Raw genomic sequence first — 24,585 nt, forward strand, 5'->3', positions numbered from 1 at the left:
CTCAAAAGCGTCCTATTTATTACTACTGATATTTATTGTATAGATACCACTATCCGCCATTGCAGCGTGGGGCGCTTACAGCACAGTACATTAGCGTCAACTTGTCACGTTTTTGTATCCACTCTGTATGCGATGTGTATAAAGAACATAAAAGCCTAGTAATTATTGAATGGCGGGAAAAAACACCAAAACCAGATGCAACCAACCTGCTAAAAAGCCCGTCAAACCGCCCAAAACAATCAAGGTCATTTCATCTTCACGAAAAGCGGGACGTAACAAGTTTTGAAACTCAGTTGGCGTCAGCGCCCGTATCCGATCACGAAACAGACCAAATATTTTGCTGGCACGACTTTCATTCAGCTCAGGATCACGCAAGGGCACCATCGTTGCGACGATAGACTTGTCAATAATGGTGTTTTTTAGCTGCCCGTACTCACGGCGTCCCAATCCTACACGCAACGTCGTACTAATCACCGGTGACTCTAGTACTTTATATAAATGTGATTTCATCAACTCACGCGTTTGCGTTGCACGCTCACCATACATCATCTCATTCATGATGTTTTCAAGCGTCACCAAGTCCTTCACAACAATCTCAGCGAAAACCTCAGAAACCTCCTCTTGACGTTTCATAAAGCCGCCTTGTAGACGGTACTGCGCGATATGGGGCATCTGCGGTTTGATAAAGGGAAAATGCCTCAGTACGGTAAAAAACTTCACATAAGGAATAAAGCGTGGCTCTACGGGGTTAAACACCATCCAAATTGCGATCCAATTGGTGAGAAATCCCCAAATCGCGGCAAAAAACGGCACTGTCCAATGCTGCGGCACCAGCAAAAATATAAACATCTGGATAATACCGAAGACCAAACCAATTAGGGCGCTAATGTGCCAAATAAAATTGATCTCTTTTTGACCGACTTTTAAAAACATATTGACCATCAGACGACGATCATTTTCCATCGTATTAACGATCATCTTACGCATATCAACCAAATCTTCGACATGATAGGTCAGATCAGTCACCAAAGATTGCATAATATTGGGCAACTCTTGATGCGCTTGGGCATAGACACGACGTTTTACGGCGTAAGGCAAATTACCCCACAGCGCTGGCGAATGGTCCAGCATGATCTCATCAATCAATAATTCAAGGTTTTTATCAACCGTATCAGTGATGAATATCGCCATCTGCTCAGGCTCCATGGCCTGAAAAAACTCATCCAGCGAACCGAGTTTGGACAATGTCTGATCAACGATAACGCCTGATATTTTACCCGCTTTGCGTGGAACGATTCCTTGCCAGCCAATACCCGGCAACCCAAAAAACGGGAAGTTTGGAATACGCACACCCCAAAACTTAATCGGATAAAACAGCATTTTAAGCGCCATCCACACATGTATCCACGTGACAAACGCTGTCACTGGTGGAATGGTTAGCATGGCAAAAAATTCTGGGTGCTCAGCTATCGTCTGCCACAATGAAGTTGCATCCATAACTTACCTTATCCCTGACAGGTTGATTGTCGTTGCTAATCAAAGATGCTTAGCAAATGAGAACGCTGAAAAACACGCTCGGCCCATAACTGTTTTTATAAAACAATAACTATAAAATAAATCGCCTGATTTTAGCACACTTGCTATGCATTAGCACAGGTAGACCCTAGGCAAGTTGTGACTAGAGTGACACGTTTTAGCCCTTATCTTTTCTGGCAAACGCATTACCATAATCTATCAGCGCTTTAGTTGATGACAGCGATAAAATAAACGGCTGAATACTGCGATATCGCGTTTGTTCTGTTATAATTTATCATTCAATTCCAGCAAATATTTGCACATAGGGAGATGCGTTGTGATTTTAACCAATATCTGCCTATGTGATTGAAATCCTTTGCATTATCCTTTATGCTCACCGCGCTTTGATTGACCATCTTGCTCATCTCCCCCTCTTTTATTGACTCACTGACCGTTTGGGCTCTGACTTTATATGAATAAACCGCTAACTCCCAATACTGAACAAGTCAATAAAATTTTTACCAATCGCATTGTGATCCTTGGGATTTTAATATTTTTGGGCTTAGGTGGCCTCATCGTGCGTTATGGTTATTTGCAAGTCTACGCCCATGATAAATATACGACACAGGCAGACAACAACCGTATTAAGCTGATATCTGCTCCACCCAGCCGCGGCTATATTTATGATCGCAATGGCATTATATTGGCAGACAATCAGCCGGTCTTTACGGCGATGTTAAGTCCTGCCGAAGTTGAAAATCCAGAGCGTACCTTGCGTTTGCTTGCGCCTATTTTTGAGCTGACGGACACAGATATCACTGACATTTTGGCGCGGCTCAGTAAAAGTAAAAACGACCCTGTGACCGTCAAAATCGACTTAACTGAGGCGCAATTGGCGCAGTTTAGTGAGCGTAAACCCTTCTTTCGCGGCGTGACCATTCAAAGCAAGTTGACACGCTCCTACCCGTATGACGAATTATTTGCTCATGTCATCGGCTACGTTGGCCGCATTAATGACAAAGAGACCAAACGCATTGATAAAGATCGCTATGCTGGTACCGACCTGATCGGTAAGATCGGCATCGAAGACTATTATGAAGACATATTGTTGGGTCAACCCGGTTATCAATCGGTAGAAACAGATGCTCATGGCAATATTTTGCGACAGTTAGACACTAAGCCTCCCGTATCTGGTAATGACATCACGTTGAGCTTAGACTACGGCTTACAAAAGATAGCGCAGCAGCAACTTGATGGGCGCCGCGGTGCAATTGTCGCCATTGACCCAAAAAATGGTGATGTATTGGCGTTTGTTAGCAACCCAAGCTACGACCCCAACCCGTTTATTTCAGGGATTTCTTTTAAAGATTATGATGCGCTACGAGACGATCTTGATCAGCCTCTGTACAACCGTGCGCTACAAGGGACGTATCCACCTGGCTCTACGATCAAACCATTTGAAGGCTTAGGTGCCATCCATTACGGTTTGCGTGATTGGGAAACCACCATTTATGATCCTGGCTATTTTAGCTTACCTGGAGACTCACATCGTTTTCGTGACTGGAAGCGTGGTGGTCATGGTACCGTGGACTTAAAGAAATCTATCGTGATGTCGGTTGATACTTATTATTATAAATTGGCCTACGAGATGGGTATCCAGCGGCTGCATGATTGGATGGTACGCTTTGGCTTTGGTAAAGACACAGGTATCGATTTACCCAACGAAAAATCAGGGATTATGCCCTCCCCAAAATGGAAAAAAGACACCTATGGTAGAGACTGGCTGCCAGGTGAAACCATCTCAGTCAGTATCGGTCAAGGCTATTTCTTAGCCACGCCGCTACAAATTGCCAATGCCACTGCCATGACGGCCAATAAGGGCTATCACATCACCCCTCACCTGCTAAAAAGCAGCGATGGCGCAGCAGACGTTAAAGTCATCACCAGGCCTGATGGTAAAATAGACTATAACGGCAAGCCTGCTGACTGGACACGCATGCACGATGCCATGGAAAGTGTGGTAGAAAACGGCACTGGACGCGGTATCTACACCCCGCGCTATCGCATCGCTGGCAAAACAGGGACCGCGCAGGTAAAGTCTATTGCACAAGGCAAACGCTATGATAAGTCTGCCATAGACAAACGGCACTGGGACCACGCTTGGTTCAATGGTTTTGCGCCCGTGGAAGACCCACAAATTGCGCTTGCCGTCTTGGTTGAAAACGGTGGCGGTGGTAGTGCCGTTGCGGCACCTATCGGCCGCGCCTTATTTGACTACTGGGTACTACAACGCAAAAACGACCCTATTTTGCCACCCACTGCCGATGAGCTAAAAATCATCAAACGTCAAAAAGCCTTGGAAAAATTGAGAAATGACGCCTTGCGAGAAAAAGAAGCAAAGGCGCTAGAAGAACAAGAAGCCACGACGACAGCCACCTCTGAGTAAGCGACTGCAAACGAGACATGTTATGAAGAAATCCTCAAATGGCCGCCAGCCTAAAAGAAACGGTAAAGCCAAAAGTGCTGCGGCAGGCGACGTACGTATCATTGGCGGTCAATTCAAACGCCGTGTTGTGCGCTTTATCGATGCAGACGGTTTACGCCCCACACCAGATCGCTTGCGTGAGACCTTATTTAATTGGTTATTGGCTGATATTCATGGCGCTTGCGTATTAGATAGCTGCGCAGGCAGCGGCGTACTAGGATTTGAAGCGTTATCTCGCGGCGCGGCGCACGCGACTTTTATCGAGGTCAATCCGGCACAAAGTGACATGCTACGCCAAAGCGCTGAGCAATTACGGCTTGATACGACGGCTTATCAAATTATTCAGGGCACAGCCGAGCAAGTATTGACGCAAAACCAGCTGACCCAGCGCCACTTTGGTGTGGTATTTATTGATCCGCCTTACGCCCAAGATTTGTGGCAACCCATTTTAACAGCACTGATTACACAGTCATTCATTGATACAGACACACTGATTTATTTGGAAGCGGATAAAGATCTTGACGGCCAATTGACAGAACTGGCAAACACGCTGAACGAGAATTTGAGCACTCAACAACCATCCAATCAAGCGACAATCGGTTTTGACTGTCTAAAACAAACCAAAGTCGGACAAGTTGTTGCTGGACTTTATCAGCTATCATCGTCATAATTGTGTAGTGATTGCTAAGAGCAACCGTCGCTATGGTTTAGTCAGTATAACTATGTAACGCGCCGCATTTAGTAAAATCATGGAATACCTGCTAAAAAACATCTAAAACCGCTAAAAACTGGCCCAACGCTGCAGTTTAATGTATATAAGGCGAAAATAAACCCCAATGCAGCTTGCAAGCGTAGGCGCTACTGCTTATAATGTGCAGTCTGTTTTTTGAGAGCCCCGTTCCCAGCTAAACTCTCAACGAATTCTAATTTTAAGGTTTTATCATGAAAACACTTAGTGCAAAACCAGCTGAAGTGACCCATGACTGGTATGTCGTAGATGCTGACGGCAAAACCCTTGGTCGCTTAGCCACTCAAATCGCTAGTCGCTTACGTGGCAAGCATAAGACTTCTTATACTCCACACGTAGATACTGGTGATTTTATTGTTGTCATCAATGCAGAAAAAATCGCGGTAACGGGTAAAAAAGCGCAAGATAAAAAGTACTATCGTCACACTGGTTACCCAGGCGGCATTAAAGAAACCAACTTCACGAAGCTGATTGCACATAAGCCTGAAGATGTTCTACACAAAGCAGTTAAGGGTATGCTTCCAAAGGGCCCTCTTGGCTATGCAATGATCAAGAAGCTAAAGCTATATGCAGGTACTGAACACCCACATACTGCACAGCAACCTAAAGAACTAGACATCTAAGGATATACTTATGGAACGCAATTACGGAACTGGTCGCCGCAAGACGTCTACCGCTCGTGTCTTTTTATCAAAAGGTACTGGTAGTATCGTTGTTAACGGTAAGCCACTTGACGAATACTTCAGCCGCGAAACCTCACGCATGGTTGTTCGTCAGCCTCTAGAACTACTTGACTCTGCTAACGCATATGATTTGTATGTGACTGTTGCAGGCGGTGGTATCAGTGGTCAAGCGGGCGCAATTCGCCACGGCATCACACGTGCGTTGATCGAAGCTGACGAAACGCTAAAACCTGCTCTAAAAGCAGCTGGCTTCGTTACTCGTGATTCACGTCAAGTTGAACGTAAGAAACTGGGTCTACGTAAAGCACGTAAACGTCCACAGTTCTCAAAACGTTAATCAAAGCTCTCTCTTATTTTTTGGTTGCGGTTGTCTTTTTCTCAGAGCGACAGTAACCACATTAGATAAGCGTGTAGATTTGCAAAACCTTATAAGCTGGTCACAGCTTGTAAGGTTTTTTTTATGGCTATTCGTTAAGTGGTTAGCAGTTAGTGAGTAGCATAAATGTGTTAAATCCACAGCGTCTTAACAAGCGGGCTTTGTCAAAAACTGGCTTGCAAACAGGCTCGTGCTACCCCATCATAAGAATAACTTTTTATCATTAGCCTCAGCACTCTAAGACAGTGCTATCAGATAGCTATAATCCGATGCCATAAATAGTGCTGCAAAAGGATATTATGAAAGCGCCCGAACAATACGATCCCAGCAAAGCTTCCGCAAAGAGTAGCGTGCCAACGCCGACTGCGGCGCCGCGTGGCAATACCGTTAAATCCCCCGCCATACCTGCAGGTACGCCAACGATTACCCAAACCCGTAAGCGCACAGCGCGAGCAGACAAAAAACCCTTTCAGTGGGCGTTTTTATTACCGAGATACTGGGGAATTTGGCTACTATTTGTGATGTTTTTACCGATGATATACCTACCGCTACGTTGGCAGTTTTGGCTAGGTCGTCAGCTTGGTATATTCATTTATAAAGCTGCTGGCTCGCGTCGCCGTGATACATTGATTAACCTCAAGCTGGCCTTTCCAGAAAAACCAGAAGCCGAGCGTGAATTGATGGCAAAACAGGTCTTTGTCAATCAAGGTATCGGTGTGTTTGAAACCTTATGCGCTTGGTTTCGCCCCAATGTCTTTACTCGTACCATTTCGATATCAGGGTTACAGCATCTCATTAACGCCCAAAATGACAATCGTCCGGTCATTTTATTAGGCGCGCATTATACGATGCTGGATTTGGGTGGCTTATTTTGTGCCCAATTCTTCCCCCTAGACTGTATGTATCGCACGCAAAATAACCCACTGCTCGATTGGTTTATTTATAATGGCCGTACCAACATTTTTGGCAAGCAGATCTCTAGCCGTGATATGCGTAGCTTAGTCAGCTCCATCAAAGCAGGACACGTCATTTGGTACTCACCTGATCAAGACTATGGTCTCAAGCAAGGCGTCATGGCGCCATTCTTTGGTGTGCCTGCCGCCACGATTACGGCATCACGGCGCATGGCCAAATTGGGTAGCAAAGACCACCCACCCGCTGTTATAGCCCTACATACCTATCGGCAAACCCCAGACAATCTGCCGCGTGGTAAGCGTCCGCACTACCACTTAACGATTACCCCTGAGCTGGATAATTATCCAAGCAACAATGAAGTCGCTGATGCTACCCGCGTCAATGAAGTGTTAGAAGGACTGATTCGTATTGATCCTACTCAGTGGATGTGGTTCCATCGCCGTTTTAAACACGGGCCGAACGGGCGTACCGATATCTATAAGTAGACCTTTATTCCCCAAAAAATGGCTTAGAAAATTTGCTATACTTTGTAGCTAATATTTTGCGTCATTAACAGCACATAAATACCTAGGCCTTTATAATAATTCGATAAACACAGTAATGGATGTCCCATGAGTAACAACACCTTTGATAGCCTCACCTCTGATGATTCAACACAAAACAAGCGCATCCTAACGGGTATCAAACCAACTGGTATTCCGCATTTGGGTAACTACGTCGGCGCCATTCGCCCAGCGATTGAATCTATCCAAAATAGCGATCATGAAGCGTTTTTCTTTTTGGCAGATTATCATGGCATTATTGGTTGTTATGACCCAGCCATCATTCATGAATCGACCAAGGCGATTGCCGCCACTTGGATTGCGTGTGGTTTAGATCCTGAGCGCGTGACTTTTTACCGTCAGTCAGACGTCCCTGAAATTCCCGAGCTGGCTTGGATTTTGAATTGCTCATGTGCCAAAGGTCTGATGAATCGTGCTCACGCCTATAAAGCATCAGTCGATATCAATATGGAAAAAAGCGATGTCGATCCCGATCAAGGCGTCACCATGGGCTTGTTCGGTTATCCGGTGCTGATGGCAGCTGATATCTTAATGTTTAACGCCACTCATGTCCCTGTTGGTCGCGATCAAGTACAACATATCGAGATGGCGCGTGATATTGCCGGTACGTTTAACCATCGCTATAAAACACTCTTTACACTACCGTCAGCTGTGGTGGATAACGACATACCCCTACTGACAGGGCTTGATGGTCGCAAAATGAGTAAGAGTTACAACAACACCATCCCTCTATTTGGTGAGCATAATCCGCAAATAAGCTCTGAAAAACAGATGCATAAAGCCATTATGAAAATTGTGACCAACTCACAGTTGCCTGAAGAACCAAAAGATCCTGATGACTCAGCTATCTTTGAGATTTATAAAGCCTTTGCGACCCCTGAAGAAATTGCTGCGATGCGTGCGCAATATGCCGCAGGTATTGGCTGGGGCGATGCCAAACAAGCCTTGTTTGATAAAATCAATGAGGAGATTGCCCCCTTCCGTGCGCGTTATGAAGAGTTGATGGCCAATCCAAAAGAGCTGGAAGAAATCTTACAAATGGGGGCAGAAAAAGCCCGTCGCCATAGTCGTAAGCAGTTAGACAAGACTCGCCGCGCTATTGGTATTCGTCCACTTGCCAAACTGAAATAATCATTTGGTTATTATAACCGAGACGGGTATGAAACGTGGCTACAACCCCACTGTCTGCACAAGCACAAGCGGCTTTATCACAAGCTGCCTTGCCTATAGGGGCTTATCAAGTGTCTGACACGTCCAGTAACAGTGGCGCTAAAAGCAACCAACGTAGCTTAGAGACTGATAATGTGTCTTTGCGTATTTATCAGACGCCGGTACAGCACCTACCAGAAGACCTCTATGTGCCGCCGCAAGCATTTGCTATTTGGTTAGAGCAGTTTGCTGGACCGTTAGACTTTTTATTGTATTTGGTCAAAAAAAACAACGTCGATTTGACACAAATGCCAATATTACCAATCACTGAGCAGTATTTGGCTTATATCAGTGAATTGAATACCGAGCATTTTGAGTTGGCAGGGGATTATCTGCTGATGGCATCGACGTTGATTGCCATCAAAACGGAGTTGTTACTGCCTAAGCCAGAAAAGCCTACCGATGAGCGTGATCCAAAGGCTGAGTTAATTGAACGTCTGGAAGAGTATGCACAAATCAAAGCGGCCAGTCAGCGCTTAGACAACTTGGTACGTCTAGAGCGCGATGTGTTTTTAGCCATGGTCAGCATGCCAAGCCAAGACGTTATGCAGGCTGAGTTACCAAGCTATTCGCCGACGCTACTCATTGATAGTTTATTTAAAATGCAGCTGCAACCAGACTATCAGATGCATACTATAAAGGTTGATGCCGTCCCACTTGCGGATCGCATCGCGAGTATCAGTCGGCAGCTAAGTACTGATGGCGCACGCTCTTTTTATGAGCTACTAGACAAATCGCAAGGTAAAATAGGGGTGGTAGTCAGCTTCGTTGCGGTGCTTGAGTTAATAAAAAGACAGCTGATTGGCGTGGTAATGACCGATACAGACAGCAACGTTAGCCCAGCAACCACCACGGATGGTAATCAACTCGCTACAGACAGTCAACTTGAGCAGCTCACCTTACAGTGGTTAGTTTAATAAGAAAAGAGTACCTATCCCATGGTAGATATTGATGATTCAAAGCAAAATGGTCAAACACAGATACCAATAACCACAGTCGCCCCTGCCTCCACTGATGAACAGCAGCAATACATTGAAGATATCAGCAAACAAATTGAAGTGCTGCTGCATGCCTCAGAAGCGCCGCTCACTGCAAACGTCCTCAAAAAGCATTTATCTGTGTCTACCAAAGAGCTCAAACAAGCCTTACAACTACTGCAAGTACGCTTGGATACTGGCGTACTAAGTTTGCATGAAACTGCCAGCGGTTATCGCTTACAAATCGCAGACCGTTATAGCCCGTTTATCCAGCGTGTCTTTCCGCAGCGTCAAGAACGTCTTAGCCAAGCCTTACTTGAGACACTGAGTGTTATCGCTTACAAACAACCAGTAACACGTAGCGATATAGAGCATGTGCGCGGTGTGACACTCTCAAGCAACATATTACGGCAATTGTTTGATAAAGGCTGGATAATAGAAAACGGTCATAAAGACACTCTCGGTCGCCCTGCGTTACTACACACCACAGCGCAGTTTTTAGATGCCTTTGGGCTCACACATCTAAACGAGTTACCGCCGATGCCAGACATGGACGCCATCCAAACCATGTCATAGCGTATCTAAGACTTTGTGTCAGTTAAAATAAGTACCGATGTCAGAAAAGTTCCTTGAATGTAGCAATCTTACTTTCAAAAAAAGGACAGCCCCTTTAGGAGCTGTCCTTTTTTACTGACGGCTTTGCACCCACACTTTTTTACTGATTGATAACATCCACACCTTTTGGTGGGTTGAATTTAAACTGACTGCTATTAATACTTGGATTCAGTTTGATATTACTAAATTTAATGGACGTGGTCTGACCCAGACTATCATTTAGTACCATCATCACAGGCTTGCCGCCACTAAAGCTCATAGATAAGCTCTTAAAGCTGGCACTGTCCGATTTTGGATATAGCACGTAGTAATTTTTGTTACTGTACGGCTGAGTAATTTTGAAATTTTGATCAATTTTACTCGGATCACCTGACAACAAGAGCGCTGGAGTGTTACCGACTTGACTGTCGACGTTTTGTTTAGTCGCTTGTTCTAAGTCCTTGTCGTAAACCCACATAGAGTTACCATTAGCAACGATCAGCTGCTCTGAGGGTGACTTGGTTTCCCAGCGGAAATTGTTTGGACGTTCTACACTCATAGTCCCTGTAAAAGTACCGCTGCTTGCGCCTTTGGTTGTTTGACTGAAGTTTGCAGTCATACTTTTGGTATTGGTTAACAGCTTGTTTAAGCGCTTGGCTGCTGTTAGATTGTCAGCAGGTGCCGCCGTCGCAGACTGCGTCAACGCTATCATAGGCGCCGCTACGCCAAGGGATGTCATTAGCACCCCCGCCAACGCGCCGCTCATAACTTTCTGTTTTAGGGTGGTCTGTTTAATCGATTGTTTAGCAAATAAAGTCATCATTAATCCTCTCTCAAAGTGCATCATAGCTTAAAAGAAAACATCTTATTAAAATTTTTGTTTTCTATAACGGCTTAACTCACCAACCTAAAATTGGCGTTCATAAGCAAGGAGAACAGTGTGCCAGTTTTTTTATTACGCGCCTAGTCATGATTTGCAATCATTGCTACGCCGCCCATACACGCTTGTAACCCGTACAGTTACAAAAATTGTCTGAGAGACTCAGAACGCTTTTTAACGTTTTTATGTCTTTATAGAAGCCAAATAAACTGCCGTATTAACCCATAGATAAAAAAAGCCCCCACTACCATAAGGCAATAGGGACTTTTTCGTTATCCAATCATGTTATTCAAAGAATAAAATGACCTAAGTGGATAATTATGCGTTTTCAACCGTCACATAACGACGGTTAAATTTACCTTTGGTCGCAAACTTTACCACACCGTCATTTAGTGCAAATAAAGTATGGTCACGACCCATGCCAACGCCTTCGCCTGCGTGGAATTCTGTACCACGTTGACGAACGATGATGTTACCAGCTGTGATAGCTTGGCCACCAAAGATTTTTACGCCGAGCATTTTTGGGTTTGAATCACGACCGTTACGAGTCGAACCGGCAGCTTTTTTATGTGCCATGAGAAAATCTCCTTGTTAATGTGACTTATCGCTGATGCGACAACTCTTAAGCATTTAGTGCCCTGTTTAGCGACAATCGCTAAATGGGTCATTAGGCATTAATGGCTTTGATTTTTAACAAGGTGTACCATTGGCGGTGACCTTGCTCTTTGTGATAATGCTTACGACGGTTGTGCTTGATGATACGGATTTTTTCGCCGCGACCATGCTCAACAACTTCAACTTCTACGCTAGCGCCATCAACGACAGGCTGGCCGATTTTGACGTTATCGCCGTCAACAATCATCAACACGTCTTCAAATTTGATTGTTTCGCCTTTTTCTGCTTTTAGCAATTCAACTTTTAAAAGCTCATCGACGACTACACGGTGCTGTTTACCACCAGTTTTAATTACTGCGTACATGATATGACTCCGTTTAACCCGTGTGCCGTGGCTGATATTATACCAACGCTTTTACGACGAACACGACAGGGAAAAATTAAAGGCAAGATTTTACGGCTTTTTGCTTATAAAAGCAAGCCGCGCCTCTTGTTTTTGTAAGGTGGTTACACTAAAAACCATTGACCGTTTCTTTGTATAAGCTGTTATTGATGAGTGCAGCAAAAACGATGTGTCATATAAACACAGATACTACAACAATAACGGCTGATGAGCCATGCCCAACGGCGCCCATTATAACTTATATAATCAGTTACTTACAGTCTTTTATTGGGCCCTCGTGACACTGTAAACGCAGCAACTACGTGAGTGTTCATCTGATTGTCTTGTTAGGGAATTTTACCGTGTTTTTTCCACCTTTTATCTGCAGTACGTTTCGTATAAGTAAAAGATGACTGCTCTGCTCTTGGTCTATTTTAACCAACAATTTAAAGAGGCAGCTATGCTATTATAGGCAAAACAACGCCTTACTTATGTATAAAGCTAAGGCTATAAAAAGCGCTCTTTATTCTAATTAATATGACTATTTCTTATGACCAGTACCCCTTTAAACAATATGCATTCCGCCCCTCAAACCACGCCACTTAGCTATGCTGATATTCAGAGTATCGTGGCTGATGATTTTGAGATTATGGACAAGCAAGTATTCGGTAGTCTTAATTCAAAAGTACAACTGGTGATGAGTGTCTCGCAGCATGTCATCAACGCTGGTGGCAAACGTATGCGCCCGCTAATTACGTTGTTATGTGCCCGTATGTTTGATGACAAACCATCAGAAAAAGCCATGCACTTAGCCGCGATTACTGAGATGCTCCATACCGCTACGCTTGTTCATGACGATGTTATTGATGAGTCAGGACAGCGCCGTGGTAAGCCAACCGCAAACGCCACATGGGACAATGCCACTGCCGTGTTGGTGGGGGACTATCTGATTGCCCGTGCCTTTAATCTACTGGTGGGTTTTCAAAGTTTACCGTTGTTACAAGTATTCTCAGACGGGACTTGTGACATTGCTGAAGGCGAAGTATTACAGCTGCAGCATCAGCACAATCCTGCCGCGACAGAAGACGACTACTTACGCATTATCGATGGTAAAACCTCACGTCTATTTATGATGGCCACCCAAGGCTCCGCTATCTTACAGGACAAAACAGAATACCTGCAGGCATTAGGCGACTTCGGTCAGCACTTTGGTAATGCTTTTCAGATCATTGATGATGTCCTTGATTACAGCGGTGATAGTGAGGTCATGGGTAAAAACCTTGGCGATGATTTGGCTGAAGGTAAGCCGACCCTGCCTACCATTAAAGCCCTTGAATTATTAAAAGAAAAAGACGTTGAAGGCTATGAGCAACTGCGTATCGCGGTGCAGACAGGAAAAACACCGAATGCTAAGCAGCTGATCGAATTGGTGCGTCGTTCAGGCTCGTTAGACTACTGTAAACAGCGCGCTTTGGAAGAAACCAAACTGGCGCAGCAAGCCCTTAGCATATTGCCTGATAACCGTTATCGTACAGGCTTATATCAATTGACTGAGCTTGCTAGCGCGCGCTTGGTGTAGCGGTATTGCCATAAAACCATGCGCTGTTAGTACTAGGCTGTCCTTAGAACCCCCTACTGGCTGATTATTTAATGGTCACACTTAAAGGTTGCTAAAATCAGTTTTTTGCTGACAGCCCTGATTTATCATGGTTTAAAGACCCTGATGCTTATAAGGTTTTGCTTTTTTCACAAAAATTTACAATTATTTTCAATAGAGTATTGTACGACTGTGTGTTAGCTGTTAGTAGAGACAGCGCTTACTCCAACAATATTTACTGTCTCCATCCACACCAATGTAACTGTTTTTTTACGTTATGCCCTATTCTCAAACACTTGACTGTGGGGTTACCCCTATAGTTTATAATAACTCATTAAATTTACTGGTCAACTTTGTGGCTTGGCCACATCTTTGCTGCTAGAGCGTCTTACGCCGTTACTTAACGTCTATATCACTATCAGATGTCCTAACCGTTCGGTTTTTCTAAATAATTTTGATGAAAAACCAACTGGCAAAGAGGTATGGATGCTTAGAGTACATACTAATTTTTATATTTAATACGCTAAGATTTATTGATAAATTTTTTATACTGTCACTATTTATTTTATACATATTGCCGAGGACATTGATGAAGCACTCTACTCTTGCGCTTGTAATAGCATCTGTACTATCTGGAGCTGTACTGATTGGCTGTGACAAAAACGAGGACGCCGCTGGTGAGCAAGCTGCACAGCAACAGATGCCGCCTGCGGTTGTCAACGTCCAGCCTGTCACCCTTGATACCGTACCTCAGGTACAGACTTTTTCTGGACGTACAGCGGCTTATCAAACCGCCGACGTTCGCCCACAGGTAAATGGCGTTATTGACGAAGTACTGTTCCGTGAGGGCAGTAACGTCAAAAAAGGCCAGCCACTTTATCGTATTAATACTGATAACTACGCCTCTTCTGTCACCAGCGGTCAGGCAGCCGTGCAACAAGCACAGGCCAATTATCAGACCGCGCTAGCAAATAACGCCAATGCGAAAGCTGAGCTAGCCAGCCGCCAAGCATCATTGGCACAAGCACAAAATGATCTGCAACGTCTACAAGGCTTAGTCAGCATTGATGCCATCTCAAAGCAGCAGTATGAACAGGCACAAACGCAAGTACGTACTGCTCAAGCTGCTGTACAAAGTGCGGCCGCCGCTGTTGGACAAACCCAAGCAGGTATCGAAAGTGCCAAAGCGGGTATCCAGACCGCTCAGGCAGGTTTAGAGGCCAGTACGTTAGACCTCAATCGCACTATCGTCCGTGCTCCCTTAACTGGCCGTACTGATCGCTCTAGCGTTACCGCCGGAACACTCGTCAGCGCGGGTCAACCTGAGCCGTTAGTTACCATCTCACGCTTAGATCCTATCTATGTCGACATCAGTCAGTCGTCGTCTGAGCTACTAAAGCTGCGTCAGCAAATCGCGGCAGGCAAAGCACAGCCAGGTATGAATTCGGTTGAGCTGATACTAGAAGACGGGTCGGTCTACCCTGTCCGTGGCAAACTTGCCTTATCTGAAGCAAAAGTTGATGAGTCCACAGGCGCTGTGACCTTGCGTGCCATCTTCCCAAATAGCAATCATATTTTGCTACCAGGGATGTACGTGACGGCACGTTTGACCCAAAGCGTGATTACCAACGCTGCATTAGTACCACAAAGTGCCGTAACCCGTACGCCTAAAGGTGAGACGCAAGTGTACATCGTTGATGAAAACAACAAAATCCAACTGCGTCCAGTGACCATTAATGGTACTTACGATGGACAGTGGGTCGTCACTGATGGCTTACAAACAGGTGATAAAGTCGTTGTGATAGGTGGTAGTAAGGTTAAACCTGAACAAGAGGTAGTCGTTAAGCCATTAGAAAATGCCAATCCAGCGCCATCTGCTACGAATGCTAAAACGCCGCAACAAGCGGCAAAAACAGTGGATAAAAAACCCGCTGGCAACGATGATTCTAACGAAGAAACAAAAGAAGCCGCCGCTCAATAATTCCATTCAAAGATAGGAAGACTTAGGGATATACTATGTCACGTTTTTTTATTAATCGCCCTATTTTTGCATGGGTGCTGGCTATTTTGGTCATGCTCATCGGGGTGATATCGGTCATTAGCTTACCGATTGAACAGTATCCACGTATTGCGCCACCAACTATTTCGGTTAGTGCAAGCTATCCTGGCGCTAACGCACAAACCGTCGAAAACTCAGTCGTACAGATTATTGAACAACGTATGAAAGGGCTTGATGGTCTCATGTACATGTCGTCATCGAGCTCCTCGAATGGCAGTGCTTCTGTGACCCTGACTTTTGAAAACGGTACAGATTCTGACACCGCTCAGGTACAAGTACAGAACAAACTGCAAGCCGCTATGAGCTCACTGCCCGAGTCGGTACAGCGTCAAGGCGTCAACGTTAACAAGTCCTCTAGCAGCTTTTTAATGGTGCAAGCTTTCGTTTCTGAAAACAATAGTATGGATCGCAGTGATATCGCCGACTATGTTAACTCAAACGTTGTCGATCAGATCAGCCGTGTCGAAGGGGTGGGTGAAGTTCAGGTGTTTGGTTCTACTTATGCGATGCGCATTTGGCTAGACCCTGCCCGCCTACGTAGCTATAACATGGTCCCCTCTGATGTGGTTAATGCCGTACGGGCGCAAAACGCGCAAGTCTCTGCCGGCCAATTGGGGCAAGCGCCTGCCGATACCGACCAACAGGTGATTAACGCTACCGTCACGGTACAAAGCTATCTACAAACCCCTGAAGAATTTAAAAACATCTTATTAAAAACTGACACATCTGGTGCCCAAGTGCGCTTAGGTGACGTTGCCGACGTTGAAATTGGTAGTGAAAACTACAGCGTTATCTCACTGTACAACGGCCAAGAAGCAGCTGGTCTCGGTATTTCATTGGCGAGTGGCGCCAACGCGCTTGAGACTCGTGAAGCAGTCGGCGCACGTATGGCAGAGCTGGAAGCGAACTTCCCAGCTGGCTTGACCTCGGTTGTGCCTTACGACACTACCCCATTTGTGCGTTTGTCCATCGAACAGGTCGTCATGACGCTACTAGAGGCAATTGTCCTCGTATTTATCGTTATGTTCGTTTTCTTGCAAAACTGGCGCGCAACGATTATTCCTACGCTCGCTGTCCCTGTCGTTTTACTTGGTACCTTTGCAGTACTCTACGTCGCCGGCTTTAGTATTAACGTGCTTACCATGTTTGCGATGGTGCTATCCATCGGTCTACTGGTCGATGATGCGATCGTTGTCGTCGAAAACGTCGAGCGTATCATGGAGGAAGACCCTCATATCTCTGTCAAAGATGCCACCGTACAGTCCATGGGTGAGATTAGTAAGATCGTTATCGGTATTGCTTTGATTCTATCCGCTGTCTTTGTACCGATGGCATTCTTCGGTGGTTCAACGGGTGTGATCTATCGTCAGTTCTCAATCACCCTAATTACCAGTATGGTGCTGTCAGCCTTAGTGGCCCTTATCTTTACCCCCGCCCTATGCGTGACTTTGCTCAAACGTAGCAAAAGCCATCAAAAAGGCAGTAGCGAAGAGAAAAAAGGATTCTTTGGTTGGTTCAACCGTGGCTTCTTTAAGCTGAGCCGCTCGTATGAGAACTTCGTTGGTAAAAGCATCCGTTTTAAATGGTTATATTTGATTGGCTATGCCGCCATTATCGGTATCATGGCCGTGGTCTTCTTACGGGTGCCGGGCTCATTTTTACCAGAAGAAGACCAAGGTATTATGTTTACCTTAGTTCAGCTTCCTGCCGGTTCAACGCTTGATGAAACGCAAGACGTCCTTGATAAAGTCAGTGATTATTACGAAACGCAAGAAGCCGATAATATCGCTTCAGTCTTTACGGTCGCAGGCTTCAGTTTTGCCGGACAAGGGCAAAACATGGGACTGGCGTTTGTGCGTTTATCCGACTGGGAAAATCGTTCTGGCGAAGAAAACACCGCACAAGCGGTTGCTGGTCGTGCCATGGGTTATTTTATGACCCAGTTAAATGAAGCACAGGTGTTTGCGATTGTACCGCCAGCCATTACTGAACTTGGCAACGCTAGTGGTTTTGATTTAATGATTCAAGACACAGGCAACCTTGGGCACGACGGGCTACTAGAAGCGCGTAATATGCTGCTGGGTATGGCAGCGCAAAACGATCAAGTCGCCGGTGTCCGTCCAAATGGTCAAGAAGATGCGCCGCAGTTAAAAGTGAACATCAACCAAGAACAAGCCGCCGCTTATGGCTTGTCATTGGCCAACATCAATAGCGTGATTTCTACCGCTTGGGGCTCAAGTTACATCAATGACTTCGTTGATCGCGGCCGCATTAAGCGTGTCTACGTTCAAGGTGAACCAAGCAGCCGTACTAACCCTGACGATATCGGTAAATGGTATGTACGTAATGAAACCGGTGAGATGATCTCATTTGACGCGTTCTCTAGCAGTGAATGGGAGTCTGGCTCACCGCGTTTGACGCGTTATAACAGCCTACCCTCTATGAACATTCAAGGTAGCGCAGCCCCAGGTTTGAGTACGGGTGAGGCGATGAGCGCAATGGAAGCGATGATACAGCAGTTACCTGACGGTGTGGGTTACGAGTGGACTGGTATGTCACTTGAAGAGCAAAAATCAGGGGCACAGGCGCCTATGCTATATGCGCTCTCAATTTTAGTGGTATTCTTGTGCCTAGCAGCCTTGTATGAAAGTTGGTCTATTCCTTTCTCAGTGCTACTGGTCATCCCACTTGGTGTGTTGGGTGCCGTGATCTTTACTTGGTTACGTGGCTTTAGTAACGATATCTACTTGCAAGTCGGTCTGCTCACGGTGGTGGGTTTGTCCGCCAAAAACGCCATCTTGATTATTGAGTTTGCCAAAGAACACCAAGAGGAAGGTTATAGTCTACGAGAAGCCGTCATGACAGCAGCGCGTCAACGTCTGCGTCCTATTATCATGACCTCGCTTGCCTTTGGGCTGGGTGTTGTGCCATTATTTATCGCCACCGGTCCTGGCTCAGGCAGTCAAAACGCTATCGGTACCAGTGTACTTGGCGGAGTGGTTACCGCCACCTTCTTAGGTATCTTCTTTATTCCCATGTTCTATATTTGGGTGCGTAGTATGTTCCCGCATAAATATGAGAACAACAAGCCAAACGATAAAGATGATGGTAATGGTACGCCCAATCCACGAAACCCAACGCCTTCTGAGAGTTATCAGCCTGCAAGCTTTGGAGACAATACATAATGAGTGCTCAAAAAACATTTACTTTAAGCTCATCAGCGGTAGCAGAAACTGCTACCCTTGCACAGCCAGCGCTATCACGGATGCGCAAAAATGGCGTTCGCCTATTAGGTTTAACCACCTTAGCGATGAGCATGGCTGCTTGTAATACCATTCCAAAAGCTGACACGCGCCCTGTCCTAGCAGAGCCTAATGTTCCTATCGAGCAAGCTTATGGGGCGTTTGATAAAGAAACCATTAGCACCGCTGAGCAACCCAGTGTGGCCAGTCAGCGCTGGCAGAACTTTTATAGCGACGAGCGTTTAAAAGGGTTGATTGCGTTAGGTCTTGAAAACAACAAAGACTTAGAAAGTGCCCTTCTAGCAATTGAACAAGCACGTGCGCAGTATCAGATTACCGACATCAATGATCTGCCGACTATTGATGGGCAAGCCGGTTATACTCGTCGACGCCAAGCAGGTCAAACAGGTGACAGGTATAATGTCGATTTAGGTCTTGCCAATTACGAGCTCGACTTTTGGGGGAAAATCTCTAGTTTAAAAGAGCAAGCGCTACAGAACTTCTTAGCCACCGCGGCCGCTAAAGACTCTACCCAAATCAGTCTGATTAGTAATATTGCACAGAGTTATGCCAATTTAAGCTACAGCTTAGCCCAGCTGAAACTGGCAGAAGCGACGGTTGAGAGTCGTGAGCAGTCCCTATTTATTGCCAATAAACGTTTTGAAGCTGGCATTGATCCTAGGCTGCCTTCTTTGCAAGCTAGTGCGTCATTAGAGAACGCTAGACTTGCCGTGTTGCGGGCACAAAGCAGCATTTTAAGATCGCGTAACGCCCTGCAATTTTTGGTCGGCGGGCCGATTCCAACCAGCCTGATTCCAGCGCCAGCGGTCAGTAACATCACGAGTCAGCAAATATTTAACGCTGGATTACCTAGTGCGTTGCTACGCTATCGTCCAGATGTGCTACAAGCGGAATATAACCTAAAAGCCGCTGGTGCCAATATCGAAGTGGCACGTGCTTCTTATTTCCCATCTATCAGCCTAGCGAGCAGTATTGGCGTCAGTAGCGGCAGTTTAGACGACTTGTTCAAAAGTGGCGCTGTTGGCTGGTCATTTGGTCCTAGCGTGAGTGTGCCTATCTTTGATGCGGGTCGCTTGGATGCCAACTACGAGGTGGCCAAAATTGAGCGTGAGCAGTCACTTGCTAATTACGAGAGATCTATCCAGACCGCTTTCCGCGAAGTATCCGATGTGTTAGCAACCCGTGCGACACTTGGTGAGCAGCTCGAAGCACAGTATCGTTTGCAAGACAACTTTGAGCAAACGTATCAAATTGCTGATGCACGCTTTAAAGCAGGTATTTCAAACTATCTAGATGTTCTGGATGCCCAGCGTTCGTTATTCTCAACGCAGCAAGGTATTTTAGACTTAGAGCTACAAAAAATCGTCAGCCAAGTTGAGCTATACCAAGCGCTGGGTGGCGGTGCTAATTTAGATGCCCCCACTGCTATTATTCCGGTGCCGCAGTACACCAATTTAGCCCAAATCGCGACCCTACCTGCAAACAGTGCAAAAGCTAAAGCTGCTTATGCGATAGACGCTGCTAGCTCAGCGCGTGTGGCCTCTCCTCAAGAAGCCATGGCAATTAAACAGGCACAGGAAACAGAGGTAGCTGTCTTTGAACCTACCGCTGTCGTTGATATTGATAATGACGGCAAAACAGAGGCCGCCGTAGGCGTGGTCACTGAAAAGACGATGCTACAAGAGAATAGTGGTGAGCAAATACCAGTCACCCAGATTGTTGAGCCTTAAAGTGTGGCAAGCCATAATCTCGTGACGTTGTTTTGTCCTCACGTTGACAGTCGATAATGACAATTAGCCCTGCCGACTTGGTAGGGTTTTTTGCTTTCGTAACCCGCTATTGGTTATAGTAATGGCATTGTGTTGACTACCCTTTTACGAAAGCTTATTCCACAGAGAACCATTTGGCTTAACAAACTGATGCAATAAAGCGGTTTTCATAAGACCACAGTTTTGCCATTAAAATAATAGTGTTTAAACATAACATAAGGACTTATCATGACGTATACTTTTAACCGCCAGTTCCCTGAAACTCGCCTGCGCCGTCTGCGCTATAACGACAATGTACGCGCGATGATTCGTGAAGTTGAGCTGCACCCTAAACACTTCATCGCCCCTGTATTTGTATTGGAAGGAAACAATCAGCGCGAATCCATTGCTAGCATGCCAGGTGTTGAGCGCCTATCGATTGACCTGCTGATTGACTACGCTAAAGAGTTATTAGCTGAGGGCGTCACCACAATCGATATCTTCCCTGTGATTGATAACTCACTCAAAACCCCTGATGGCAAATCTGCCTATGATGAAAATGGCCTGACAGCGCGCGCCGTCAAAGCAGTAAAAGATGCCGTTCCAGAAATGGTAGTAATGACCGATGTGGCACTAGATCCTTATACCTCACACGGACAAGACGGCTTACTCGATGACAGTGGCTATGTCATCAACGATGCAACCATCGAAGTATTGGTCAAGCAAGCCCTCGTCCATGCCCGTGCTGGCGCTGATATCATCTCTCCTAGCGACATGATGGATGGTCGTATTAAAGCCATGCGCGATGCATTTGAAGCAGAAGGCTTTGTCAATACTGCCATCATGGCCTACTCAGCCAAATACGCTTCTGCTTACTACGGCCCGTTTCGTGATGCAGTAGGTAGCGCGGGCAACTTAAAAGGTGGCCACAAAAAACAGTACCAAATGGACTTTGGCAATCGCGCCGAAGCGCTGCATGAAGTCGCGATGGATATTAACGAAGGCGCTGACATGGTGATGATTAAACCAGGTCAGCCTTATCTAGATCTTATCCGTGAAGTCAAAGATACCTTTGGCGTGCCAACCTTTGCGTATCAAGTCTCGGGTGAATATGCCATGCATATGGCAGCCATTCAAAACGGCTGGCTGAGCGATGCGGTTATCTTGGAATCTTTGATTGGCTTCCGCCGTGCTGGCGCTGATGGTATTTTGACATACTTTGCTCTAGAAGCTGCCCGTCAGTTAAACAATGCTTAGTAGCTCCTAAACTAACTTTTATGTCGTAAAAAAACCCCTCAGCTACTAGCAGCCGAGGGGTTTTTTACTGATACCTTATGACAACAAAAGAGCTGTATTGCCATCATGTACGCTACAACTTATAACTGCTCACGATTATGCGCTGTCGTAAAGTCAAGCTCAGGCCCGACTGGTATGATACGCGTGGGATTAATATTGGCATGGCTGGTGTAATAATGCTGCTTGATATGATTCATATTTACAGTGTCTGCGATACCAGGTACCTGATATAAATCACGCAGATAGCCCCAAAGGTTCGGATAATCAATGATGCGACGTATGTTACATTTAAAATGCCCGACATAAACGGCATCAAAACGTACCAACGTGGTAAATAAACGCCAGTCGGCTTCTGTTATCGTGTCCCCCATCAAATAACGACGCTTTGCCAAACGCGCTTCTAGTGTATCTAACGCATCAAACAGCGTCGTCAGGGGCTGCTCATAAGCTTCTTGTGTGGTCGCAAAACCTGCCTTGTACACACCATTATTCACGGCAGAATAGACAAAGGTATTTATGTCATCAATTTCTGCTAATAACTCTGGTGGTATAAAATTACTTGTTGTTGCTCCTACCTCATCAAAGGCTGAATTAAACATACGAATAATTTCAGAGGATTCATTGCTCACAATCGTGTTGGTTTTTTTATCCCATAAAATAGGAACCGTCACGCGCCCTGTATAATCTGACTTAGCTGCAGTATAAACCTCATATAGATAACGTGCATGAACAATCGGATCAGCAATCACGCCTTTGCCCTCCGCAAACGTCCACCCTTTATCGCCCATAAATGGATGTACCACAGACATCGAAATGATATCTTCTAGGCCTTTTAGCTTACGATAAATCGTGGTTCGATGCGCCCAAGGACAGGCTAAAGACACATATAGATGATAACGATTGGCTTCAGCTTTGAAGCCGCCTTTGCCTGTTGGACCTGCGCTGCCATCTGTCGTTACCCAGTTTCTAAAACCCGCATCTTCACGCTCAAAGCGCCCACCACTAGCATCGGTGTCGTACCATTTATCTTGCCACTGTCCATCGACTAATAAACCCATCTCATCACCCTTAGTATTTTGATTTTATGTCATAGTTGCTAAATACTTGTATGTTTAATCTCGCACGTCCCTAGGAACACTGCTATCTAGAAGCACTGCTATATTGTGCTGTATTAAGCTCGACACCATTCTCAATATTGTACCAACTTTAGGTCTCTGCTGTTATTAAGTTAGGTACGACAAGTAATGCAGAGGGTGATTCTTCTAGTATTTCGACAATAACTTCATATTGGTGTAAAAAAGACTTGCAAAGTCCTGAAAACTTGCTAAAATGCTCAACCTAAATAGGCGTATAGCTCAGTTGGTTAGAGCGCTACCTTGACATGGTAGAGGTCGTTGGTTCGAATCCGATTACGCCTACCAGATTCGAAAAGCCCCAATCTTAAGATTGGGGCTTTTTTTTGTCCGTAAAATATGGGCTGTAGCGGAAAATGCTTGCCTACATCGACTCATAGTCATGATTATACAATCAGCTCGAAATATCTCAAAAAAGCGACGGTGACCAAACCGTGACTAGCCTACAAAAACCATTAAAATTAAAAGCTTCTTTTTGACCTCTACTCTAAAACTATTATTAACTTCTATTTTTCAATAACTTCTACTTTCTTTTCTTCTACATATTCAAAAATATCTCCTACCCCTACTTCAAGATAGGCACAAAGTTTATCTATAGTATCGAAATCAATTCTTGACGACTGATCATTGTATATCTTGTGCAAAGTTGTTTTGCTCACTCCTGTCGCTCGTACGGCATCCGCTACTTTTAGCCTTCTTTCAGCTAACAAAGTTGGGATATGGTTAACTATCATCTTAAAAACTCCAATTATAATTATAAAAAATACTTTCATAGTTATAATTTTATGGTAAATTACAACTATGGTATTTAAAAGTACCATTATGGTTAAACTTTATATAAGGAATATATTATGTCACATACCTACCTAACTACCCAAGAGCTTTCTGAGCTCATTAAGTATAACCCTCGTACGATACGTAATGAGCTCAAAGATACTGTGCTTATCGAAGGTATTCATTACATCCGGCCGTTTGGTGGACGCAAAATTTTATATGTTTGGGAAGAGATCGAAAAAGATATGCGTACTGGTGTCACCGGTAGCATCAACGCTATGGCTCTACAATAAGGAGAAATATCATGGCTAGTATCAGAAGTAGATATAACAAGTTGGTGGTCGACTTTCGCTATATGAACAAACGCTGTAGGGAGACGACAAACCTCATTGACACGCCAGCGAATCGTAAGAAGCTTGAAAAAGTGATTGAAAAAATGGAAGCGGAAATTACTTTGGGTATATTTAGCTATGCTAAGTATTTCCCCAAAAGCGATAAATGCGATGAGATGATGGCATTAAGTGATCGCAAAGACTGTATTCAAAGTGACATCACTTCATTCGAACAGTTTGCTCTACTATGGTTTTCTGAAAAAGAAATTGAATGGCGTGATACTTACAAACGTAAGATTAAAGAAATTATTGATATGAACCGCCCCGGGATTGTCGGAGACTCAACATTCTGAGAGAATACGACAATGAAAAAACAAACCTACACTCCTGAGATTAAAGAACGCGCCGTTCGCATGCTGATAGAAGCGTTGGGCGACTATC

20 protein-coding genes, 1 tRNA gene and 1 pseudogene are annotated in these 24,585 nt (G+C 45.1%); 16 read left to right on the forward strand and 6 right to left on the reverse strand.

The genetic code is table 11. From position 1 onward, the window contains the following. Positions 1 to 162: 162 nt before the first annotated feature. Entirely contained in the window at positions 163 to 1,497 is a 1,335-nt protein-coding gene (locus DVY93_RS11045) for a hypothetical protein (RefSeq protein WP_230710810.1), read from the reverse strand. A 490-nt stretch (positions 1,498 to 1,987) separates the two neighbouring features. Here DVY93_RS11045 and mrdA point away from each other — a divergent pair, with 490 nt between their 5' ends. From mrdA to scpB, 8 genes are all read left to right on the forward strand, one after another. Continuing rightward, the gene (gene mrdA / locus DVY93_RS11050; protein WP_230710812.1) at positions 1,988 to 3,961 is read left to right on the forward strand and encodes a penicillin-binding protein 2; all 1,974 of its coding nucleotides are present in this window, start codon (positions 1,988 to 1,990) and stop codon (positions 3,959 to 3,961) included. 22 nt (positions 3,962 to 3,983) lie between these two features. Beyond that, positions 3,984 to 4,670, forward strand: a complete 687-nt coding sequence (gene rsmD, locus DVY93_RS11055; RefSeq protein WP_230710814.1) for a 16S rRNA (guanine(966)-N(2))-methyltransferase RsmD — start codon at positions 3,984 to 3,986, stop codon at positions 4,668 to 4,670. Between the two features lie 272 nt (positions 4,671 to 4,942). Continuing rightward, on the forward strand, positions 4,943 to 5,371 hold the full coding sequence (gene rplM, locus DVY93_RS11060; RefSeq protein ID WP_062845079.1) for a 50S ribosomal protein L13: 429 nt from the start codon (positions 4,943 to 4,945) through the stop codon (positions 5,369 to 5,371). A 10-nt stretch (positions 5,372 to 5,381) separates the two neighbouring features. Continuing rightward, positions 5,382 to 5,768: a 30S ribosomal protein S9 gene (gene rpsI / locus DVY93_RS11065; protein ID WP_021813618.1), complete on the forward strand. Its 387-nt coding sequence runs from the start codon at positions 5,382 to 5,384 to the stop codon at positions 5,766 to 5,768. A 338-nt stretch (positions 5,769 to 6,106) separates the two neighbouring features. After that, a complete protein-coding gene (locus DVY93_RS11070; protein ID WP_230710816.1) occupies positions 6,107 to 7,207 on the forward strand; it encodes an LpxL/LpxP family acyltransferase in 1,101 nt (366 codons plus the stop codon). Positions 7,208 to 7,333: 126 nt separating this feature from the next. Next, positions 7,334 to 8,416: a tryptophan--tRNA ligase gene (locus DVY93_RS11075; protein ID WP_193004879.1), complete on the forward strand. Its 1,083-nt coding sequence runs from the start codon at positions 7,334 to 7,336 to the stop codon at positions 8,414 to 8,416. Positions 8,417 to 8,589: 173 nt separating this feature from the next. Next, on the forward strand, positions 8,590 to 9,411 hold the full coding sequence (locus DVY93_RS11080; protein WP_230710838.1) for a segregation and condensation protein A: 822 nt from the start codon (positions 8,590 to 8,592) through the stop codon (positions 9,409 to 9,411). Positions 9,412 to 9,432: 21 nt separating this feature from the next. After that, on the forward strand, positions 9,433 to 10,047 hold the full coding sequence (gene scpB / locus DVY93_RS11085; protein ID WP_193004880.1) for an SMC-Scp complex subunit ScpB: 615 nt from the start codon (positions 9,433 to 9,435) through the stop codon (positions 10,045 to 10,047). A gap of 139 nt (positions 10,048 to 10,186) precedes the next feature. Here the strand turns inward: scpB and lolA are convergent, their stop codons facing one another. From lolA to rplU, 3 genes are all read right to left on the reverse strand, one after another. Further along, positions 10,187 to 10,885 carry an outer membrane lipoprotein chaperone LolA gene (gene lolA / locus DVY93_RS11090; RefSeq protein WP_230710818.1) on the reverse strand — a complete coding sequence of 233 codons (699 nt, stop codon included), beginning with the start codon at positions 10,883 to 10,885 and terminating at the stop codon, positions 10,187 to 10,189. 378 nt (positions 10,886 to 11,263) lie between these two features. Next, positions 11,264 to 11,521 (reverse strand): 50S ribosomal protein L27, encoded by a 258-nt coding sequence (rpmA, locus tag DVY93_RS11095; RefSeq protein ID WP_193004881.1) that lies wholly within the window; start codon positions 11,519 to 11,521, stop codon positions 11,264 to 11,266. Positions 11,522 to 11,612: 91 nt separating this feature from the next. Further along, positions 11,613 to 11,924 (reverse strand): 50S ribosomal protein L21, encoded by a 312-nt coding sequence (gene rplU / locus DVY93_RS11100; RefSeq protein WP_230710820.1) that lies wholly within the window; start codon positions 11,922 to 11,924, stop codon positions 11,613 to 11,615. A gap of 568 nt (positions 11,925 to 12,492) precedes the next feature. Between rplU and DVY93_RS11105 the strand changes: the two genes are divergently transcribed. The 5 genes from DVY93_RS11105 (at position 12,493) to hemB (ending at position 21,866) form a co-directional block, all read left to right on the forward strand. Then, entirely contained in the window at positions 12,493 to 13,521 is a 1,029-nt protein-coding gene (locus tag DVY93_RS11105; protein ID WP_230710822.1) for a polyprenyl synthetase family protein, read from the forward strand. Positions 13,522 to 14,128: 607 nt separating this feature from the next. Beyond that, positions 14,129 to 15,520 (forward strand): efflux RND transporter periplasmic adaptor subunit, encoded by a 1,392-nt coding sequence (locus tag DVY93_RS11110; RefSeq protein WP_230710824.1) that lies wholly within the window; start codon positions 14,129 to 14,131, stop codon positions 15,518 to 15,520. Between the two features lie 35 nt (positions 15,521 to 15,555). Beyond that, positions 15,556 to 18,783 carry an efflux RND transporter permease subunit gene (locus DVY93_RS11115; RefSeq protein ID WP_230710826.1) on the forward strand — a complete coding sequence of 1,076 codons (3,228 nt, stop codon included), beginning with the start codon at positions 15,556 to 15,558 and terminating at the stop codon, positions 18,781 to 18,783. Then, positions 18,783 to 20,591, forward strand: a complete 1,809-nt coding sequence (locus tag DVY93_RS11120; RefSeq protein WP_230710827.1) for an efflux transporter outer membrane subunit — start codon at positions 18,783 to 18,785, stop codon at positions 20,589 to 20,591. Before DVY93_RS11115 ends, DVY93_RS11120 begins: the two co-directional genes overlap by 1 nt. Before the next feature lie 267 nt (positions 20,592 to 20,858). Beyond that, a complete protein-coding gene (hemB, locus tag DVY93_RS11125; protein WP_230710829.1) occupies positions 20,859 to 21,866 on the forward strand; it encodes a porphobilinogen synthase in 1,008 nt (335 codons plus the stop codon). Between the two features lie 119 nt (positions 21,867 to 21,985). Here hemB and DVY93_RS11130 read toward each other — a convergent pair whose 3' ends face one another. Then, positions 21,986 to 22,963 (reverse strand): glutathione S-transferase family protein, encoded by a 978-nt coding sequence (locus DVY93_RS11130; protein ID WP_230710831.1) that lies wholly within the window; start codon positions 22,961 to 22,963, stop codon positions 21,986 to 21,988. 286 nt (positions 22,964 to 23,249) lie between these two features. Between DVY93_RS11130 and DVY93_RS11135 the strand changes: the two genes are divergently transcribed. Next, a tRNA-Val gene (locus tag DVY93_RS11135) sits at positions 23,250 to 23,326 on the forward strand. Positions 23,327 to 23,544: 218 nt separating this feature from the next. Here the strand turns inward: DVY93_RS11135 and DVY93_RS11140 are convergent. After that, a complete protein-coding gene (locus DVY93_RS11140; protein WP_230710832.1) occupies positions 23,545 to 23,772 on the reverse strand; it encodes a helix-turn-helix domain-containing protein in 228 nt (75 codons plus the stop codon). 117 nt (positions 23,773 to 23,889) lie between these two features. Between DVY93_RS11140 and DVY93_RS11145 the strand changes: the two genes are divergently transcribed. Together DVY93_RS11145 and DVY93_RS12540 are read left to right on the forward strand one after the other, a co-directional pair. Further along, a complete protein-coding gene (locus DVY93_RS11145) occupies positions 23,890 to 24,105 on the forward strand; it encodes a hypothetical protein (protein WP_025645163.1) in 216 nt (71 codons plus the stop codon). A gap of 11 nt (positions 24,106 to 24,116) precedes the next feature. Beyond that, positions 24,117 to 24,312 (forward strand): annotated as a pseudogene (locus DVY93_RS12540) (Arm DNA-binding domain-containing protein); the annotation flags it as partial. Positions 24,313 to 24,585 lie beyond the last annotated feature (273 nt).

Origin of the sequence: Psychrobacter sp. CCUG 69069 (assembly GCF_021023115.1) — a bacterium.
In the GTDB taxonomy this organism is placed as follows: Bacteria; Pseudomonadota; Gammaproteobacteria; order Pseudomonadales; family Moraxellaceae; genus Psychrobacter; species Psychrobacter namhaensis.

What these genes read in the sequence shown, in the direction of transcription:
- rpmA (WP_193004881.1), bottom strand. Translation starts at nt 11,521, where the DNA reads ATGGCACATAAAAAAGCTGCCGGTTCGACTCGTAACGGTCGTGATTCA.
- rsmD (WP_230710814.1), top strand. Translation starts at nt 3,984, where the DNA reads ATGAAGAAATCCTCAAATGGCCGCCAGCCTAAAAGAAACGGTAAAGCC.
- hemB (WP_230710829.1), top strand. Translation starts at nt 20,859, where the DNA reads ATGACGTATACTTTTAACCGCCAGTTCCCTGAAACTCGCCTGCGCCGT.
- DVY93_RS11075 (WP_193004879.1), top strand. Translation starts at nt 7,334, where the DNA reads ATGAGTAACAACACCTTTGATAGCCTCACCTCTGATGATTCAACACAA.
- mrdA (WP_230710812.1), top strand. Translation starts at nt 1,988, where the DNA reads ATGAATAAACCGCTAACTCCCAATACTGAACAAGTCAATAAAATTTTT.
- DVY93_RS11140 (WP_230710832.1), bottom strand. Translation starts at nt 23,772, where the DNA reads ATGATAGTTAACCATATCCCAACTTTGTTAGCTGAAAGAAGGCTAAAA.
- lolA (WP_230710818.1), bottom strand. Translation starts at nt 10,885, where the DNA reads ATGACTTTATTTGCTAAACAATCGATTAAACAGACCACCCTAAAACAG.
- rplU (WP_230710820.1), bottom strand. Translation starts at nt 11,924, where the DNA reads ATGTACGCAGTAATTAAAACTGGTGGTAAACAGCACCGTGTAGTCGTC.
- DVY93_RS11105 (WP_230710822.1), top strand. Translation starts at nt 12,493, where the DNA reads ATGACCAGTACCCCTTTAAACAATATGCATTCCGCCCCTCAAACCACG.
- DVY93_RS11145 (WP_025645163.1), top strand. Translation starts at nt 23,890, where the DNA reads ATGTCACATACCTACCTAACTACCCAAGAGCTTTCTGAGCTCATTAAG.
- rpsI (WP_021813618.1), top strand. Translation starts at nt 5,382, where the DNA reads ATGGAACGCAATTACGGAACTGGTCGCCGCAAGACGTCTACCGCTCGT.
- rplM (WP_062845079.1), top strand. Translation starts at nt 4,943, where the DNA reads ATGAAAACACTTAGTGCAAAACCAGCTGAAGTGACCCATGACTGGTAT.
- DVY93_RS11130 (WP_230710831.1), bottom strand. Translation starts at nt 22,963, where the DNA reads ATGGGTTTATTAGTCGATGGACAGTGGCAAGATAAATGGTACGACACC.
- DVY93_RS11045 (WP_230710810.1), bottom strand. Translation starts at nt 1,497, where the DNA reads ATGGATGCAACTTCATTGTGGCAGACGATAGCTGAGCACCCAGAATTT.
- scpB (WP_193004880.1), top strand. Translation starts at nt 9,433, where the DNA reads ATGGTAGATATTGATGATTCAAAGCAAAATGGTCAAACACAGATACCA.
- DVY93_RS11110 (WP_230710824.1), top strand. Translation starts at nt 14,129, where the DNA reads ATGAAGCACTCTACTCTTGCGCTTGTAATAGCATCTGTACTATCTGGA.
- DVY93_RS11120 (WP_230710827.1), top strand. Translation starts at nt 18,783, where the DNA reads ATGAGTGCTCAAAAAACATTTACTTTAAGCTCATCAGCGGTAGCAGAA.
- DVY93_RS11070 (WP_230710816.1), top strand. Translation starts at nt 6,107, where the DNA reads ATGAAAGCGCCCGAACAATACGATCCCAGCAAAGCTTCCGCAAAGAGT.
- DVY93_RS11115 (WP_230710826.1), top strand. Translation starts at nt 15,556, where the DNA reads ATGTCACGTTTTTTTATTAATCGCCCTATTTTTGCATGGGTGCTGGCT.